Source organism: Rhodothermales bacterium, from assembly GCA_013002345.1.
In the GTDB taxonomy this organism is placed as follows: domain Bacteria; phylum Bacteroidota; class Rhodothermia; order Rhodothermales; family JABDKH01; genus JABDKH01.
Window position 1 is genome coordinate 53,283 of the sequence record JABDKH010000119.1, and the last position, 16,753, is coordinate 70,035.

At 57.9% G+C, this 16,753-nt stretch carries 17 protein-coding genes; 11 read left to right on the forward strand and 6 right to left on the reverse strand.

Annotation, left to right across the window (positions count from 1 at the left end; genetic code table 11):
* Positions 1-3: 3 nt before the first annotated feature.
* Positions 4-1,455: a YjgP/YjgQ family permease gene (locus HKN37_06155; GenBank protein NNE46224.1), complete on the reverse strand. Its 1,452-nt coding sequence runs from the start codon at positions 1,453-1,455 to the stop codon at positions 4-6.
* Positions 1,456-1,610: 155 nt separating this feature from the next.
* On the opposite strand from HKN37_06155, the gene HKN37_06160 reads away from it, so the two are divergent.
* Positions 1,611-2,267 carry an MBL fold metallo-hydrolase gene (locus HKN37_06160; protein ID NNE46225.1) on the forward strand — a complete coding sequence of 219 codons (657 nt, stop codon included), beginning with the start codon at positions 1,611-1,613 and terminating at the stop codon, positions 2,265-2,267.
* On the opposite strand, the gene HKN37_06165 is transcribed toward HKN37_06160, so the two are convergent.
* Positions 2,264-3,361 (reverse strand): hypothetical protein, encoded by a 1,098-nt coding sequence (locus HKN37_06165; protein NNE46226.1) that lies wholly within the window; start codon positions 3,359-3,361, stop codon positions 2,264-2,266. The two genes, HKN37_06160 and HKN37_06165, sit on opposite strands and share 4 nt — an antisense overlap.
* Positions 3,362-3,423: 62 nt before the next feature.
* On the reverse strand, positions 3,424-4,572 hold the full coding sequence (bshA, locus tag HKN37_06170; protein NNE46227.1) for an N-acetyl-alpha-D-glucosaminyl L-malate synthase BshA: 1,149 nt from the start codon (positions 4,570-4,572) through the stop codon (positions 3,424-3,426).
* A gap of 164 nt (positions 4,573-4,736) precedes the next feature.
* Here bshA and HKN37_06175 point away from each other — a divergent pair, with 164 nt between their 5' ends.
* Positions 4,737-5,360, forward strand: a complete 624-nt coding sequence (locus HKN37_06175) for a PorT family protein (GenBank protein ID NNE46228.1) — start codon at positions 4,737-4,739, stop codon at positions 5,358-5,360.
* Positions 5,361-5,428: 68 nt separating this feature from the next.
* On the opposite strand, the gene HKN37_06180 is transcribed toward HKN37_06175, so the two are convergent.
* A complete protein-coding gene (locus tag HKN37_06180) occupies positions 5,429-6,112 on the reverse strand; it encodes a hypothetical protein (protein ID NNE46229.1) in 684 nt (227 codons plus the stop codon).
* A 391-nt stretch (positions 6,113-6,503) separates the two neighbouring features.
* On the opposite strand from HKN37_06180, the gene HKN37_06185 reads away from it, so the two are divergent.
* Positions 6,504-7,670 (forward strand): 4-phosphoerythronate dehydrogenase, encoded by a 1,167-nt coding sequence (locus tag HKN37_06185; protein ID NNE46230.1) that lies wholly within the window; start codon positions 6,504-6,506, stop codon positions 7,668-7,670.
* Here the strand turns inward: HKN37_06185 and era are convergent.
* Together era and HKN37_06195 are read right to left on the reverse strand one after the other, a co-directional pair.
* On the reverse strand, positions 7,661-8,563 hold the full coding sequence (era, locus tag HKN37_06190) for a GTPase Era (GenBank protein NNE46231.1): 903 nt from the start codon (positions 8,561-8,563) through the stop codon (positions 7,661-7,663). The two genes, HKN37_06185 and era, sit on opposite strands and share 10 nt — an antisense overlap.
* A gap of 13 nt (positions 8,564-8,576) precedes the next feature.
* Positions 8,577-9,320 carry a pyridoxine 5'-phosphate synthase gene (locus tag HKN37_06195; GenBank protein NNE46232.1) on the reverse strand — a complete coding sequence of 248 codons (744 nt, stop codon included), beginning with the start codon at positions 9,318-9,320 and terminating at the stop codon, positions 8,577-8,579.
* Positions 9,321-9,575: 255 nt separating this feature from the next.
* Here HKN37_06195 and HKN37_06200 point away from each other — a divergent pair, with 255 nt between their 5' ends.
* From HKN37_06200 to HKN37_06235, 8 genes are all read left to right on the forward strand, one after another.
* Entirely contained in the window at positions 9,576-10,037 is a 462-nt protein-coding gene (locus HKN37_06200; protein NNE46233.1) for a hypothetical protein, read from the forward strand.
* A 61-nt stretch (positions 10,038-10,098) separates the two neighbouring features.
* Entirely contained in the window at positions 10,099-11,016 is a 918-nt protein-coding gene (locus tag HKN37_06205) for a hypothetical protein (GenBank protein ID NNE46234.1), read from the forward strand.
* Positions 11,017-11,042: 26 nt separating this feature from the next.
* A complete protein-coding gene (gene rsmD / locus HKN37_06210; protein ID NNE46235.1) occupies positions 11,043-11,600 on the forward strand; it encodes a 16S rRNA (guanine(966)-N(2))-methyltransferase RsmD in 558 nt (185 codons plus the stop codon).
* Between the two features lie 7 nt (positions 11,601-11,607).
* A complete protein-coding gene (gene coaD / locus HKN37_06215) occupies positions 11,608-12,084 on the forward strand; it encodes a pantetheine-phosphate adenylyltransferase (GenBank protein NNE46236.1) in 477 nt (158 codons plus the stop codon).
* 68 nt (positions 12,085-12,152) lie between these two features.
* Positions 12,153-13,322, forward strand: a complete 1,170-nt coding sequence (locus tag HKN37_06220) for a pyridoxal phosphate-dependent aminotransferase (GenBank protein NNE46237.1) — start codon at positions 12,153-12,155, stop codon at positions 13,320-13,322.
* A 272-nt stretch (positions 13,323-13,594) separates the two neighbouring features.
* Entirely contained in the window at positions 13,595-14,659 is a 1,065-nt protein-coding gene (locus tag HKN37_06225) for a site-2 protease family protein (GenBank protein NNE46238.1), read from the forward strand.
* Positions 14,660-14,976: 317 nt separating this feature from the next.
* Positions 14,977-15,618 carry a hypothetical protein gene (locus HKN37_06230; protein NNE46239.1) on the forward strand — a complete coding sequence of 214 codons (642 nt, stop codon included), beginning with the start codon at positions 14,977-14,979 and terminating at the stop codon, positions 15,616-15,618.
* Positions 15,615-16,753: hypothetical protein (locus tag HKN37_06235; GenBank protein NNE46240.1), on the forward strand; the 1,139-nt coding region annotated here is incomplete at its 3' end. The genes HKN37_06230 and HKN37_06235, both read left to right, overlap by 4 nt.

Consider the following 16,753-nt stretch of genomic DNA (forward strand, 5'->3'; position numbering starts at 1 on the left):
CGGCTACGGTCCGCGCTTCAACCACCGACGAAATCGGGACGTCAGTGATGGCGTGGCCTTGAGGTCCAGATACGCGTACAAGAAGATCCACAGTCCTCCGATTCCGGTCACGACGTTAGCCGCCCACATGCCTATCCAGGGTTCCAGATGGCCGCGATCCGCAAATTTCTCTCCTTGCACAAGGGTGACCCAGTAGAAGAGTAGAATCGCCACCGCTACGATCGCGGATCGACCCAGGCTGCCGCGACGAATGCTCAGGCCCAGGGGGCCTCCGATGAGCACGAAAATGATACATGCGACGGCAATGGAGTACTTCTTGTGTATTTCGACAGCGAACCGGTCCGCACGCTGCTCCTGCCAGTGTAGTGTCCGCTTCGTGTTGTCGATCTGACTTCGAACCAGACGCGCGGACTGTATTGAACGGTTGTACACGGATCGAATACGATCGGAGGTCAGCCCCTCAAAATTCCGAATATGCTGCAACGCGTCATCTGCGTTCAGTGACTCCTCTATGCGAGCGGGTGTGACCGGGCGGATCACTTCGTTACCGTCTGTCGGCTCAAGCGTGCCCAGGAACAGCGTCTGATTGAGTAGATCGACGCGCGTCTGTTGCGCAGTAGCACGAAGCGAATCAACGATTCTCTGCATTTCACGTGACCGCATCGTCCGATCGGAGCGACGCTCACTGCCCGGGTCACTGCGACGAAAGGCAAGGTCGGAGAGGTCGAGGCGAAATAGATAGGTCTTGAACTTCAGGCGCTCGTATCGCTCGGTGGATCCCGTTGCAACGCGATTGCGCATCAGTCGATGAAGCTCACCGTCCGCCAACTCAAGGGTCAACTCGGAACCGGAGTCCGAAGCCGAAAGTCGGCCGGACGCGGCCTTGATCTCCGCCCGCCGCTTGGACCCCTGCGAATAGTCGAAGATCGTTACATCGGTGAGCGCGCCAGTCTCGTGGTTGATCTCTTTCACCAGAATACTGTAATCGTCGATACCCTCGTAAAACACGCCTGGCTCGAGTTCAAAACCAGGCTTCTTCTGGCGGATATCTGACCACAGCGTCTTCGCGCGATAGTTGGCTTCGGGAAGAATGACGCTGTTGAAGTGCCACATACCGGCGGTCAGTAGCGCTCCGACGAGCAATGACGGCCACAGCACCTGCATCAGGGACAAGCCAGATGTCTTGATGACCGCATACGCTCCGGTCTCGGCCAGGCGCCCGTAGGTCATCAGCGTGGCGATGAGTACCGACATGGGAACAGCGAGCACCACCATGTATGCCAGGCTGTACGCGACAAGCTCGAGGATGGCAGTGGCCGGCAGTCCCCGCCCGACCAGCTGCGACATGTACCGGATCAGGAATTGCATCACGAGCAGAAACATGAACGCTCCCAGCCATCCCAGGAACGGTCCTGGAAACATCCTGAGAATCATGCGGTGGATCCGAGAGAACATCCGGGATTAGCTCGTATTTACCGTTCAGGGTTCAACCGGGGTGACAAGATAGGTGGAACGAGATTCGTCGGGCGCGGTTCTCCCGCTCATTAGCGCCAACTCTCGCGTACACAAGGGCTGTATCGGTGGAAGCCCGGAAATCTCCAGTAAGTGCCATGATCGTCAAGACATTCACGTTCAACCCTTTTCAGACGAACTGCTTTGTGTGCTCGGTTGGCCAATCGGCGGTGGTCATCGATCCGTCAAGCGCTGAGGAAGCCGAGCATCGTGAAGTGATAGACTACATCAGTGCCGAAGATCTCGATGTGGAACGGATCCTGCTCACGCACGCGCACCTGGACCATATCTTCGGACTTGCTCATCTGTGCGATGCACTGAATGTCCCGTTCTGGATGCATCGATCGGACTTGCCGCTGCTGGAGCATGCGGCGGAGCAGGCGCTTCTGTTTCAAACGGAGCTCGACCAACCTCCGGCGCCGGCCGGCTTTCTGGAAGATCACGGGACCGTGAATGTAGGAGCAAATTCCTGGACTGTACTTCACACGCCCGGACATTCACCCGGCTCGATCAGTTTTCACGACCGGTCGGAAAAGCTGGTCTTCGGCGGAGATGTGCTTTTCGCCGGATCGATCGGACGGACTGACCTGTGGCAGGGATCGCTTCCGACTCTCATGCAATCCATCTTCCAGAAGCTCGTGCCCCTCGGACATGAGACGCGCGTTTACGCCGGGCACGGTCCGGACACCACGATCGGACAGGAGGTCGCACAGAATCCATTTCTCGTGGCGCGCGAGGAGTTCGACCAGCGCTAAATCTGCCCTTCCTTCACCTGCTGGGCGGACCGGATGGTTTTGAACGGCATCGTCGCCGGCTTCGTAGCGTCGAGGACGAGATTGATCGAGGTTCGAACGAGTTCGCCCATCGTCAGACATCGGGCGAAGTCCGGATTCTGATAGTGTTCCGCAAGTTGTTCGCGCAGCAGCTCGACATTGTTGTCTGTAGATATGATATCCTCCGCCATCACATTGAGCAGGTTCCGAAGTCGACCGTGCGAGACTCGCACTCGATTGGCGATGAGAGCTCGCTCTTCCTTCTGATACTGAAGCACGTTCTCCGGTGCGAGCGTTTTGATTCCGATGTCGATCAGTGGTCCGTTCTGATGGTAGTAGTGCGGAAGGTAGACTTCCTTGCGGTAGTGGTGGCTCTGTTGATCGAAGTCGATCGGGCGCATACGGTAGTGCCACTTCTCGAAGTCGCGCGTGATGTCGACAACGAAATTGCCGGAATGCATATCACCCAGTAGACGAACGAACACGCGCTCGTTGAACTTTACGAACTCCTTTGCCAGCCGGACTTCGTCGAAGTTGCTTATCGGGCGGTTCTCGCGCATGAAGGCGTCGCCCGGAATACCGATGATGTGCTCTTCGACGATTGTTTCGCCGGACACGAAGTAATTGATCCGGTTGGGCGAGAGAATGTGTTCCAGTTCGAGGCCGTAGATGCGGTTGGCGTCGATCCGCTTTACGTAGAAGTAGTCGTGGTTGTCATTCAGATGGTTGACGATCCGGATTCGAAACGGCAACGTATTCCCGTACAGACAGAGGTCGACACGGTCGATGTAAAGATGCTCGGTGATCGACGTATCGCCCTGCGCTTTCAGAATCGCGTACGCAACCTTCAGCTGTTCGTGGACTTCCTCGTGCTCCGTATTGTTGTAGAACACGGTTGACCAGAGCGTGTCCTCGCCGCGCTCGTCGTACATGGGAACAGAGTTCGCGTAGCGAAGGAGATCCTCGTAGTGGATCGAGGACTTTACGATTCGACCATAGCGACGCAGGTAGGACTCGAAATAGTCACTTATCGGATACGAGTCCTTCTTGCGGGAGATGAGATTGTCGACGGCCATTGAGAGACAACTCGTGCTCGAGTTCTGAGAAACGCCGGTCCGCCCAAAGATATCGCTTTAACTCAGTCGACGATAATCGTGTCGCCCGCCTTCACTCTCTCGTAGTACTCTTCGTACATCGGGATGATGCGATTGACGTCGAACCGGTCGGCGGCAGATTCCCGTGCTGCGCGGCCCATGTTGTCGCGCATGCTTTCGTCATCGAGCAGGCTTCGAATCCGGTCCGCGAAGCATGAGACGTCGTCCAGCGGACACAGGAACCCGGTCTCGCCGTCTGAGATCAACTCCGGAAGGCCGCCGATGTCCGAGGCTACGACGGGGACGCCACACGCCATGGCTTCCAGTGCGGCAAGGCCAAAGGTTTCCGAGCCGCTTGGCATGATAAAAGCATCCGCTATCGACAGTATTTCCTCGATCGGTTCCTGCTTGCCAAGGAACCGGACGTCATCAAAGACACCCAGTTCGCGCGACAGGCGCTCGGTACCCGTTCGATCCGGCCCATCTCCTACAAGCAACAACTTCACCGAGTGGTTCTCACTCTTCAGCTTGTGGAATACCTCGACCACCTGCGTCGCGTTCTTCACTGGACGAAAGTTCGACACGTGGATGAGCAGCTTCTCGCCGTTGGGGCAGAGCGCTCGCTTGAAGTGATCCTTATCCATCTTTCGGAATCGACGAGTGTCGATGAAGTTCGGGATCACCTCGATCTCCTTGCGGATGGAAAAGCGATCGTAGGTCTCACGCTTGAGAAATTCCGATACCGCCGTCACGCCGTCCGACTGGTTGATGGAATAGTTCACGACCGGTTGAAAGGACGGGTCGCGACCGACGATGGTGATATCCGTGCCGTGCAACGTCGTGACTACGGGGATTTCGTAATCCTCGCAGCCCAGGATCTGGCGAGCGAGTACGGCACTCGTTGCGTGCGGTATCGCGTAGTGGACGTGAAGCAGGTCAAGCTGCTCATGCTTGGCAACATCGACCATCTTGCTCGTGAGGTTCAGCGTATAGTTCGGATACTCGAACAGGGGATACGTATTGACATTGACCTCGTGGAAGAAGATGTTCTCGGCCACGTGAGCCAGCCGGAACGGCATCGAGTATGCGATGAAGTGAATGTCATGCCCTCTTTCGGCGAGGGCGATGCCCAGCTCGGTCGCCACGACTCCACTTCCGCCATACACGGGATAGCAGGTGATGCCGATCTTCATGGTGTCTAAGGTCTTTTGGCTATGCTGCGAACTTGTGGTTGGATAATCGATCCCCGACATGTCCGATCTTCCGGTTTGCGGAAACGAGTCAGTAGCCGCTAAGTTGCAGACCAGACAGGCCCTCCCGGCCTTACCCACACCCCCACCACCAATCCCGCAATACCTTGAGTATCCAATCCCGAATATTCGTTTCAACGCTCACCTTTGTGATGGCTGCGGCGGTACCCGCGGCGCATGCACAGCTGGGCGTAGCTGCAGGTCTGAATTTCGACAGGCTGGGGGATATCAGCACCCAGTCCGGCGCGGCTAACTTTGACAATGCGACCGGATACCATTTCGGCGTGTTCTTCGATCTTGGGGCGCTCCCGATTGCCGTCCGTCCCGGTGTCTTCATTCGAAAGGCCGGAGATGTCGACTGGAACGTGACCGGTGTAGTCGAGTCCTTTGACCTGACGCTGATCGAGGTTCCGATCGACGTGCGGATACCGCTGCTTCAGGCACCACTTCTAAAGCCATACCTACTCGGAGGACCCGTCGTCAGTTTTCCGCGCAGCAACAGGGACGAAATCCAGGATTCCTTTGAGGACTTTTTGCTGTCCGGATCCATTGGTGTCGGCGTGGAAGTCAAGGTTCCGGCGATCGGACTCCGACTCTATCCGGAAGTGCGATACGCGTTCGGCGTATCACGATTTATGAAAGACTCCTTCACGATTGGCGGTGTCAGTTTTGACGCAGAGGACTCGACGCGCCTGAGCGCCGTCATGGTGCGTCTGGGAGTAGGACTCTAGGTCGCGGCGCCGGTGGAAACAAAAAAAGGGGCCCATCGGTGGGCCCCTTTTGATTCTGTCTGGCGCGTTCAGGCTACGCCTGCGTAGAAGCGGAAACGTTCTTCGTCAACCGGTTCCCTGACGTCGACGGGCTTGTGATCCTCGACCCAGTACGGCGTTGACCGGTCTATCATCGACCGCTCACTGAAGAAGTGGCGGGTGCGGATGGAGAACGGTCGCGAGGTAGCGTCCGAAGTCCGAACCATATAGGCAATGCGTAGTGCAGCAGCCCAGCCGGCAGGGTTCGAACGCTCATTCAGATGACTGAAGAAGAAGCGTGATGAACTAGTCGGATTGAATGCGCTGAACTGGTAGGGGTCGAGCACAACACTCTGGTACGTACGACGGCCGCGATAGCCAGTCTCTACGCGGTTCCTGACGACCCATCCGACGAGAACCATCTCCATCGGATTCTTCGTTTCAGAGTAGATGCATCTTGCGAGCCACAGCGTTTCGCTGTCCACGTTGGTCGGTTTGATTCCTGGCAGTCCGTACCACTGCGCGACATCCTGGTAAAGCGTTCGCGAGTCAAGTACGAAGTCGGCAGTGATCTGCTCGATCTTCTGCGCCCGCTTGGTGGAGGCCACCCAGTCGACGACTGTTGACAGACTGCCCGCGTTGGTTGCCGTCCCGGTCATTACCAGGAAGAGCATCAACGGCAGTCGTGCCAGCAGATTGGCCTTCGATAGTTGGCTGATGAGCGCGTGTATCATTTCAAAAAATTGTCGATTCCGACTTCTCGATTACTGAGAATCTGCTGAATAGAACGCCGCCAAACGAGTGCCTCTCAAGAAGGTTTCTCATTGTGGCATTGTTTATAACAGCATGAGTTTAGGTGACTTATAGATTGGGATTGACTTTCTTCATCGCGGGTTCGTTCACGGTTGGCGGGTGGTTCACGGGCCGTTCATGGCCCCTTCACCCGTCCGTGGGGTCTGGCATCTTATGGACGGATGCGTGAATGCGATTCACTGTGAATATTGGTGGCGAACCAGTCACGGCAGGAATAAAAGGCCCTGGAACAGGTATCCTGGCTCGATTCCGGGGGGAATGTGAAATCGAGCGCGCAGGCCATATAAGGCTGTTTCTGACCGCCTACGTAGCATGATACGGATCGTTGCAGACGCGGACATACCAAATTTGCCGAGGTTACTGGGCGACGCCGGGCACCTGACGTCGGTGCCGGGCCGCGATATCGATGCAGCAACCGTCAAGAACGCCGATGTGCTGCTCGTTCGGAGTGTCACGAAGGTGAATTCCGGTCTTCTCGTCGACAGCCGCGTCAGATTCGTCGGTTCAGCCACCGCCGGAGTCGATCACGTCGATTCTGAGTTTCTTCGTGACCGTGGAATCGTGTTTAAGCACGCACCGGGCTCGAACGCCGAATCGGTCGTGGAATACGTGCTCGCGGCGATGTATTCCTTGGCGGTCCAATCAGGCGTTCGGCTGCGTGAGAGGGTGGTTGGAATTGTAGGATGCGGCAACGTGGGTGGAAGGCTCGCTCGACGACTCGTGGCAGGCGGAATGCGTGTTATCGTTAACGATCCACCGCTGGAGGCGCACGGGGAACCGTTTGCACCCGGGCTCGAAATCTCCGACCTCGTCGGTACGGTCCGAAGAGCCGACATCCTCTCCCTGCACGTTCCACTGGAGCGGGAGGGCGCCCACCCGACGTATCGAATGATGACGAACGAACTGTTTGGCATGATGCGGCCCAACGCGTGGCTTATCAACACGTCAAGAGGCCCCGTCATAGACGAGTCGTCACTCATGGCGCATCTAGCGAAGAGCGACGCTGGACCGGCGGTGCTGGACGTCTGGGATACCGAGCCCGAACCAAGTCCTCTGCTCGTAAATATGTCCCGGATCTGCACACCACATATCGCTGGCTACTCGACCGACGCCAGGCTCACCGGAGCACGGATGATTGCCGGCGCCGTTCATCGGTTTCTTGGCAGGCCCGTTGAAGACGCGCGCACGGATGCGGCCCTGAAGGAGCTGAGAGCGCCCGACACGTCTCTTCCACGTGCGGAGTGGCTTCACGATGTCATCCGTCAGATGTACGACATCGAGGGCGAGAGTGACGACTTCCGTCGGCGCATCCTAAACTCCCGGCGGCCCGCCGAGACGTTCACGCAGTATCGGCGCGACTATCCTCGGAGGTACTCGTTCGGTCGTTATTTCCTGGACGAACGACACGTGCCTGCAGAGCTTCTCGATGTGACGCGCAGCCTGGGCGTTAACGTTCAGGCCCCCGACACTCAGTCATAGCCAAACGAGCGGAGCTGTGTATCACTATCTCGCCACCCTTTGCGCACTTTCACAAAGAGCCGGAGGTAGACCGGTCGTTCGAGAAACAGTTCGATCGACTTTCGTGCCCTGATACCGACTTCCTTGACGGCGGCGCCATTCTTTCCGATCAGGATGGCCTTCTGAGAATCTCGCTCGACGACAATTTCGGCATCGATTATGTCTTTGCCGCTGTCACTCTTTTCGGTGAAATCGACGATGTTCACCTGCGTCGAGTACGGAACTTCCTGTCCGAACTTCTGGAATATCTTCTCCCGGATGATCTCAGCGACAAAAAACCGCTCGGGGTGTTCGCTGACCTGGTCTTTCGGATAGAACGGAGGACCTTCGGGAATCCGTGCAGTGATGACTTCGGTCAGGACGTCGAGGTTGGTCTTCTTACGAGCCGATACCGGGACCACATCCGCAAACGTCCGCAGGGACGTGTATTTCTCCACAAGCGGCAGAGCATCCTCGGAGCGGATAAGGTCCATCTTGTTCAGCACGAGGACGGCCGGTACGTTGCCCAGCTCTGCCAGGCTCAGCGTGTCGGGCGATTCGCGCGTAACGTCGGCTATGAACAGGATGAGATCGGCGTCGACCACGGCGCGCCGCACCGAGCGCATCATTGACTCCTGCAGCCCATAGCGAGGTTCGATGACACCAGGGGTGTCGAGGAAGATGATCTGGCTCTCAGCATCGCTGAGAATACCCAGGACCCGATGCCGCGTCGTTTGCGGTTTGGCTGTAACGATGGACAGCTTTTGTCCCAGCAACGCGTTCAGGAGCGTACTCTTGCCGGCGTTCGGTTTGCCGACGATGGCAACATAGCCGCTACGATGCCCGCCAGACTCCGAGTTGATGTCTTCGTTCATAGACGACGCGGTACTAGATATTGTCGGTATTGTACCGCTCTTTCACAAGTCGATTCATGTCCTCGACGGCCTTGTGCAATCCGGTGAGAACGCCGCGCGCGATGATCGCAAAACCGATCGAGACCTCCTCAACGAACGGCACGTGTGAACCGAAGACGGGGTAGTTGTGGTAGTTCAATCCATGCCCCGCATGGACCTTGAGTCCGAGGCTGTTGGCGAACGTGGCGCCCGCGGCGAGTCGTTCCGCTTCCCGGAGTTGTACTTCCATTGTGGCGGCGTTCGCGAAATCTCCGGTGTGAAGTTCAACACACGTCGCGCCCACTTCCACCGAATGCTCAATCTGTCGCGGATCCGGATCAACGAACAGGGAGATTTCCGGAATGCCGGACTGAATGAGATCGGGTATCACGTTTCGCAACTGGTAGTCATTGGCAATGACATCGAGTCCGCCCTCAGTCGTCACCTCTTCGCGTCGCTCCGGCACGAGTGTCGCGACGTCGGGCATGATCTCACAGCAGATGCGAACCACTTCGTCGCTAGTAGAGAGCTCAAAATCCAGACGACCCTGTACCGTTTCCTTCAAGAGTCTCACGTCGCGCTCCGTGATATGCCTGCGGTCCTCGCGCAGGTGAAAGACGACTCCATCGGCGCCGGCGGACTCGCATATGGCTGCCGCGTGAACGGGGTCCGGGAATTGCTCTCTGCGGGCGTTGCGCAGGGTCGCAATGTGATCAACGTTAACGAGAAAGCTTGTCACGGCGGAGCAGTTTCGAGAATGGGGACATCAACCGGTGTAATTCCCTCAAATGTACGCAATACGGACTTCAGGATACGGTTTGCATGCGGGTCAGGCTACCGTTGACAACGGTTGGCCGCACGTCACGTTATGTTGCATTTCGGGGGGTAGCCGCGTATTTTCGTCGCGATGTTGATGCGGTTGGATCGCCGGTCTGATTCGGCGTAACCGCGCTCAATCTGGCAATCAATCACGGTTTACGGGAGAAGGCGCAAGATGGCTTCAAACAGCCACGGTGTTCAGGTTGCCATTCAGGTGGCGCTGGGACTCGTTATCATAGCTCTGGTTTACTGGCTCTACGTTTCGATTACCGAGCCGTACGAGGCTGTCAAGAGGCAGAAACAGGTCACGGAAGACACTCGCGGGCGGATGCTGGATATCCGTGCTGCCATGATCCGTTACGAGGATTTGAACGGGCGCTATCTGACTTCCCTCGATTCGCTTGTCGACTTCATCCGGGTTGATTCACTGTATGCCATTGCGGCGGACAGCATTTTCGGCGCAGGCTTCGTGGCGGATTCGTTGCCCTATTCGCCGCGTACCGGCAAGCGCTTTATGCTTTCGGTTAATGACACCGCGCGCGTGATGACATATCTGATCCAGGATCCCGATTCCGATGATCGGATTGGCACGCTTCAGCCGGACGTGACGAAGCTTAACGCGGCTTCCTGGGAATAACGATCCTCGGCGTAGACGTAGCATCGTTCTCGCCAGTGAATCCGGTAGTATCAGGTACGGCATGTCTGACCGAATTCGCTCTGGAATATTCTTCCACGGCTCCCGGATGCGATATGCCGAGATCGAGCAGGCGCAGCCCGGAGCCAAACTACTCCGACTGGGAAGTTGTGACTTCGACTTCGACGCGGAGCACGCCATCCTGTCGGGCGACTCCAGCAAGCTGGGGACCGTCAAGGAAGCACTCGGCGATGTCTTCTCCGGATCCAGATCCGGGGACTTCTCCGTTGTCCTGACGCCGGGATCGGTGACGTCGTTTTTCTCTCCCGTGTCCGATCGTATTCCGGAGGAAGAGAAGAGAAGTCAGCTCGAAGCGGATACGATCCTGATAGGAGGGAAGGAGGCGGCGCTGAGCGTTGTTGCGGAGCCGATCGGATCGGCGCGGGCTCGTGACGAGGATGAGGGCGATGATGTCACTTGGTATCACGTCGCTGCGGTGCCGGCCTCGATCAAACGACACGTCAACGATCTACTTTCCGTATTCCCGGACGCACGTACGCATTTCATGACGGCGATGCAGGCGGCGGCGAGGGTTGCCGGCAGAATCGAAGAAGCGCTGGACGGTGAACAACGTCATCAGGCGGCGGCCCTTATCGGCCGCTTTGCCGGTCATACGGAGGTGTCGATAATGGACTCGGCGGAGTGGCGTTTTGGAGTCACGGTACCGTCCACCCTCCCGGCCGATCTGGCCTACACCATACTGAACATAGCGCGCGAGGTTGACATCCCTCCTGAAAGGCTGGTTCGCATTTACGTTTACGGCGAGTCGCCTGAAGATTCGGATCTTGAAAAGGTAAGTTCTCTTTCCTCTGCTCAGATTCTAAAGCTGGATCCTCTGTCGCTTGTTCGAAACGACCCGGTGGCCGTGCGATCGAGTTTCGACCCGAACCTCTACGTTCTGTGCGTTGGTGGTGCGCTTTGAGCGAGGACATGCAGGAGTGAACGAGGATGCGCATCATCTCCGGTAGCCTTCGCCGGCGCACCATACAGGTACCTCCGGGACGGGACGTGCGGCCCACGACGGACAGGATCCGGGAAGCGATTTTCAACCTGCTGGTCGGGCGAGTCGACATGGTATCGGCACGCGTGCTGGACCTTTTCGCCGGCAGTGGGGCACTGGGTTTCGAGGCGATCAGCCGTGGCGCGTCCGATGTCATTTTTGTAGAAAAGAACGCAAGAATAGCCGGCTATGTGGGCAAGAACGCGGCAGCCCTCGACGTCGAATCGCAATCAACGGTAGTTGTTGGCGACGCCATCCGGTATCTGGAGCGATACGATGGCACCCCGTTTGATGTCGTTCTGGCGGATCCGCCGTACGCTTTCGATGAAGTGATGCGTCTTCCGGATGCAGCGCTCCGCATCGTCAGACCTGAGGGATTGCTTATCTTCGAACATGACGGCCGACTTGACTTCGGCGATCACGCGTGCCTGTTGACGCAGAGGTCATACGGTCGAACAAAGGTGAGTCTTTTCATGCCATCCAACAACAAACCGAAGTCCGGGTGACGCCTCGATGGAACGGCTAGCCATATTCCCGGGGACCTTCGATCCGTTTACACTGGGTCATCTTGATGTGGTGGAGCGGGCAGCTCGACTCTTTGATACCGTCGAGATTGTCGTTGGCGTCAATGACGAGAAGATGTCGCTACTCTCCGCTGAAGAGCGCCAGGATCTTATTCGGCGATCGACCGATCATCTCCCGAATATCGTGGTAGCTTCATTCGAGGGTCTGGTCTCCTCGTACGCGGCGGGCCGGGGCGCCGTCGCTCTCATCCGCGGATTAAGGCAGTCCGGCGATTTCGAGTACGAGACGCGCATGGCATTCGCCAACGCCGAACTCGCCAGCGGACTGGAGACGGTTTTGCTTGCCACTACGCCTCGGGTCGCGTTCATCAGTTCAACCGTCGTTCGAGACATTCATCGGTGGGGTGGAGACATCCGGCCGTTCGTTCCGGCCGTCGTTGCCGAGGCGCTGGAGAGGCGTCGCTGAGTCACACTACAATTCCGGGTGCCACGTTGCAGATAGAAACTTTCCCTATCAACCCATTCGTGCAATCGATGCGGCCTTCCGCCACACTGGCGATGACCGCCCGTGCAAAGCAACTTCGACGCGAAGGGCGACCGGTGATCGGGCTCAGTGCCGGAGAGCCGGACTTTGACACGCCCGAACCCGTCGCGGAAGCAGCCCGCAAGGCGATTTCCGACGGATTCACTCACTACACCGAGAATTCCGGTACGCTCGAACTCAGAGAGGCGATCTGCCAGAAGCTACTGGACGATAATGGACTCACGTATGCACCCGAGAACATTCTGTGTTCAAACGGGGCCAAGCAGTCCGTCGCTCAGACGATACTTGCGCTTTGCGGACCGGGCGATGAGGTGATCATTCCCGCTCCGTACTGGGTGAGTTACCCGGAGATGACCCGCCTCGCGGGCGCCACACCGGTGATCATCTCCACGTCGGCCGGTTCGAATTACCGCCTCCATCCGGAGCAGCTTGAGGCGCATATCACGGAGTCCACACGTCTTCTCATACTGTGCTCCCCTTCAAATCCCACGGGATTCGTGTATTCGCGCCGTGAACTGGAGGGTCTGGCGGAAGTGCTGCGGCGACACCCCCACGTGCACGTGATCTCCGACGAGATCTATGAACGGATCATCTACGATACGCAGTTCACATCGCTCGCCGAGATGGACGGTATGCAGGATCGCACGATTGTCGTCAACGGGTTTTCAAAATGCTACGCCATGACTGGATGGCGGCTTGGATATCTTGCTGCGCGAACGGAAGTCGTTCGGGCGACCGCGAAGATCCAGTCGCAGTTTACTTCTGCGCCATCGAGCATTTCTCAGAAAGCGGGTGTGGCTGCGCTCAAGATGTCGCCTGAGCCAATACTGAAGATGGTGGCTGAATTCAGGCGACGTCGGGATTTCGTCATGATGCAGATGTCGGACATACCGGGGTTGCATTGTCCTCTACCGGAGGGTGCATTCTATGTATTTCCAGAAGCCTCGGATTATATAGGCCGCGCCTCGAAGGATGGACCCATTCGAACGAGCACAGACCTGTGTCTCTATCTGCTGGAACAGCACAACGTCGCGCTCGTCGCCGGTGACGCATTCGGTGCCCCGAACGGATTTCGCATTTCGTATGCCGCGTCCATGTCCGACCTCGAGGAGGCGACTCGCCGGATTCGGGATGGCCTCATGGAGCTCGCGGGCACGTAGCGTCGCGGGCGCGGGCACCCGCCGACAAACGAACTTCTGCGCATACACCGCGTTAGGCAAGGCCGTTTCGTAGCCCAGACCCAAGTCCAGCGGTACACGTGCCCGATAGTCAACAGGAAACACCCGCTCTGCCGGTGACCGACGCGGAACGTGTCGAGCAATTGCTGTCTACGCCCGGGTATTTTCCGCCGGATCGCTACTGGCTCCACATCCTGCTCTTTCTGGCGACGCTTGCGTCCACAGTGTTTTCCGGCGGTCAGTGGGCGAATCGGATGCTTGCATACGACATGGAAGGAACGGCTGCCTTCATCGAGGACGGTCTCATCTTCGGCGTATCGCTGCTTCTCTTCCTGACCGTGCACGAATTCGGACATTATTTCGCGGCTCGGTATCACGGAATCCGCACCTCGCTACCGTACTACATACCGCTGCCGCTGATTGGCATCGGTACCCTTGGCGCGGTCATCCGAATCAGGCAGCCCATCCCCAACATGAACAGCCTGTTCGACGTTGGCGTCGCCGGCCCCGTTGCTGGATTCGTGATCGCCTGCGTAGTCCTTTTCGGTGCTCTCGTAACCCTCCCGTCACCCGAATACATGATGGACCTTCCGGGTCATGACGAGATGAAGGATTATATAGCTGAGCACGGCCGATTTCCTGACTCCGCGCCTGCCCCCGCAGCGCCTGTCGAAGGGGAAGTCGAGGCCGTCAACATCGTAGTCGGTCAGACGCTGCTGTACTGGGCGGCGACGTCGCTGTTCGATGACATCCCGCCGATGTACGAGATGTACCACTATCCTGCGCTCTTTGCAGCGTGGCTGGCACTGTTCTTCACGGCACTCAATCTTTTGCCAGTCGGGCAACTTGACGGTGGGCACATTCTGTATGCCCTCGTCGGAAGACGCTGGCATCGCATTCTGGCACGCGGATTTGTGCTTGCGTTGCTCCTGTCCGGCGGCGTCGGGTTTATGTTCGACGCGGCACCCGGCATGGACGAGTTCCGGATCTGGCTGGGTCCGTATAACTGGGTAGCGCTGACGGCAATCTACTACCTCTACCTCCTGCGAGTCTTCGACGCCAACCATGGCCAGATCGCTCCGGCGCTCCTCGGACTCATGCTCGCTACGGTACTCGTCTCTCTTGCCGAGCCCCTGGCGACGGCCATCGGTCACAGCGGCTGGCTCGTATGGTGCCTGCTCATCGTCTTCCTCATCAAAGTGGATCATCCGCCGATCGCCCAGACGCAACCGCTGAGCCGCGGACGGATACTGCTGGGCGTTATCTCCATGATCATTTTCGTCCTGTGCTTTAGCATCCAGCCCATCACGGTTATGTGATGGTGAACGGTTTTGACCACACCCACGCGGTACGTAGTTTTCGGGCCGCCATTCATTCCTCGACGCCAGTCACACTCACCGCAAACCCCTCTGCATGGCATTCCACTGCTACGAAGGTTGACTTTCCCACGCCAGATCTATTGCGCAGAGCGGACGGACGTATCGTGAATCATTCAGGCCGAATTAGGGTCGCCGCGGCCATTGCGGGGCTGTCGTTCCTGGTATTATCCGGGTGCGACTCTGCACCGGGTGCCGGCGTATCAGGCGGAACGCCACCCTCAGTGAGGGAATTGTCGTTCACCCCTTCAGTCGTTGATGTGGCCACTCTTCCTCCCCAACAGCGAACGGAGACGTCGGCGCAGATTCCGTTTTCGGCCAGGGTAACCGTCCAGGATGGAGACGCACTCGTCGGTGAAGTGACGATCGTCGTAAAGTCTCTCTTCGCCGGCGAGGAACCGGTGTTCGTCGGGCCGATGACCGCACGCGACGGGCTCTTTGTGGCCAACACGACCCTGTCATTACGCTTTGCGGGCGAGCCACCCGTAGTGGAAAACGTCGAGGCAGATCCCGAGGTCGTTCAGCCACCGACCACCTTTCGGCTGATTGCCACGGTGACCGACGCCGACGGCCTGGACGATATTCTGCGTGTCGAGGGTACGACCCCCAACGGCAGTGAGTTCATTCTTTTTGATGACGGCGCCAGCAGCGGGGACGAGGTAGCAGCCGACGGACGGTTCACGGCCACGTTCGATGTGCCAGCCGCATCCCCAGGGGTACAGATCTTCCGCATTCAGGCATTCGACCGGGTTCGCTTCGGCAACTATCCCGTAGCGGTTTTCGCAGTGGATCAGGAAGGACGACTCAGCAACCAGACCCACGGCACGCTGCGATTCGGTTCCTCAGAGCCGACGGCAGGCAACGCCAGCAACGTGTTCGAGAAGGAGGTGACGGTCCAATGACGTCTATCTTCCGAAGAGTTCTCCTCATTGGAGTGTTTCTGCACGTATCCAGCTCAGCGCAGGCGCAGGATGCCATCGACAAAGCGAGTCTTCAAAGCTTTCTGGAGTCGAAGTACGGCGTACTGAGTAACAGCGTCACCAACCTGCTGGCCAACGGTGATTCGCTGTGGGTTGGACCCTTCCTAAACCTGACTACGGATGGTGGTGCGACGTGGCAGGTGGCAGACGCCGACTCCCTGGTCGGGACGGCCAACAGAGTGTTCTCGATCGATATCGAGGGCGATGTCGTATGGGCGGGGATGGGATTTGTCGACAACACGAGCGGCGACGGTGTTCAGTCCGCGGCCGGTTTTGTCTTCTCGGAAGATGGCGGGGAGACATTCAGATATCGTTCCGCCCAGCTTGACACGCCCGGAGATACTACGATTGTTTACGGCGTGTCTGTGCTGTCGGCCCTTGATATAATCGTGCCTCAACAGAGTCCTCCGTTCGACATAGACTTCGATCCGGTCCGGAACGAAGTGTGGGTTGCCGGCTGGGCGAGCGGCCTGCGAAAATCGATAGACAAAGGTGTCACGTGGCAGCGTGTTGTGCTTCCGACGGACACGATGGATTCGATTCACCCGGACACGCTCTACGACTTCAGAGTTGAGCCGCAGCGAGGTACGACGGGGTGGCTGAATCACATGGCCTTCAGCGTGCTGGTGGACGAGACCGGAACCGTGTGGGCCGGTACGCCCGCAGGCGTGAACCGGTCTCTCGACGGCGGCAGTTCATGGACTCGTTTTGATGCTGACCGTGGGGGCACTGGCTTGACCGGTAGCTGGGTGATCTCGGTTGAAGAGCAGGAGATTCCAGGCCGCAATCCGGTCTGGATGGCCTCGTGGAATGCCGGTGAGGCGGGCGAAGCCGGTCGCTTCGGCATCACCGTAACGCGTGACGGCGGTGAAACGTTCGAGCAGTCACTCCTCGGTGAGCGCGTCTACGATTTTGCCTTTCAAGACGGGCTCGTTTACGCCGCAGGTGACAACGGGCTGTTTATCTCCGATGATGATGGCAGCACCTGGACCACTGTCAAGTACTTCCAGGATTTCCAGGACCCCGAGATTGCACTGCGACCCGACGTCCGGGTGTT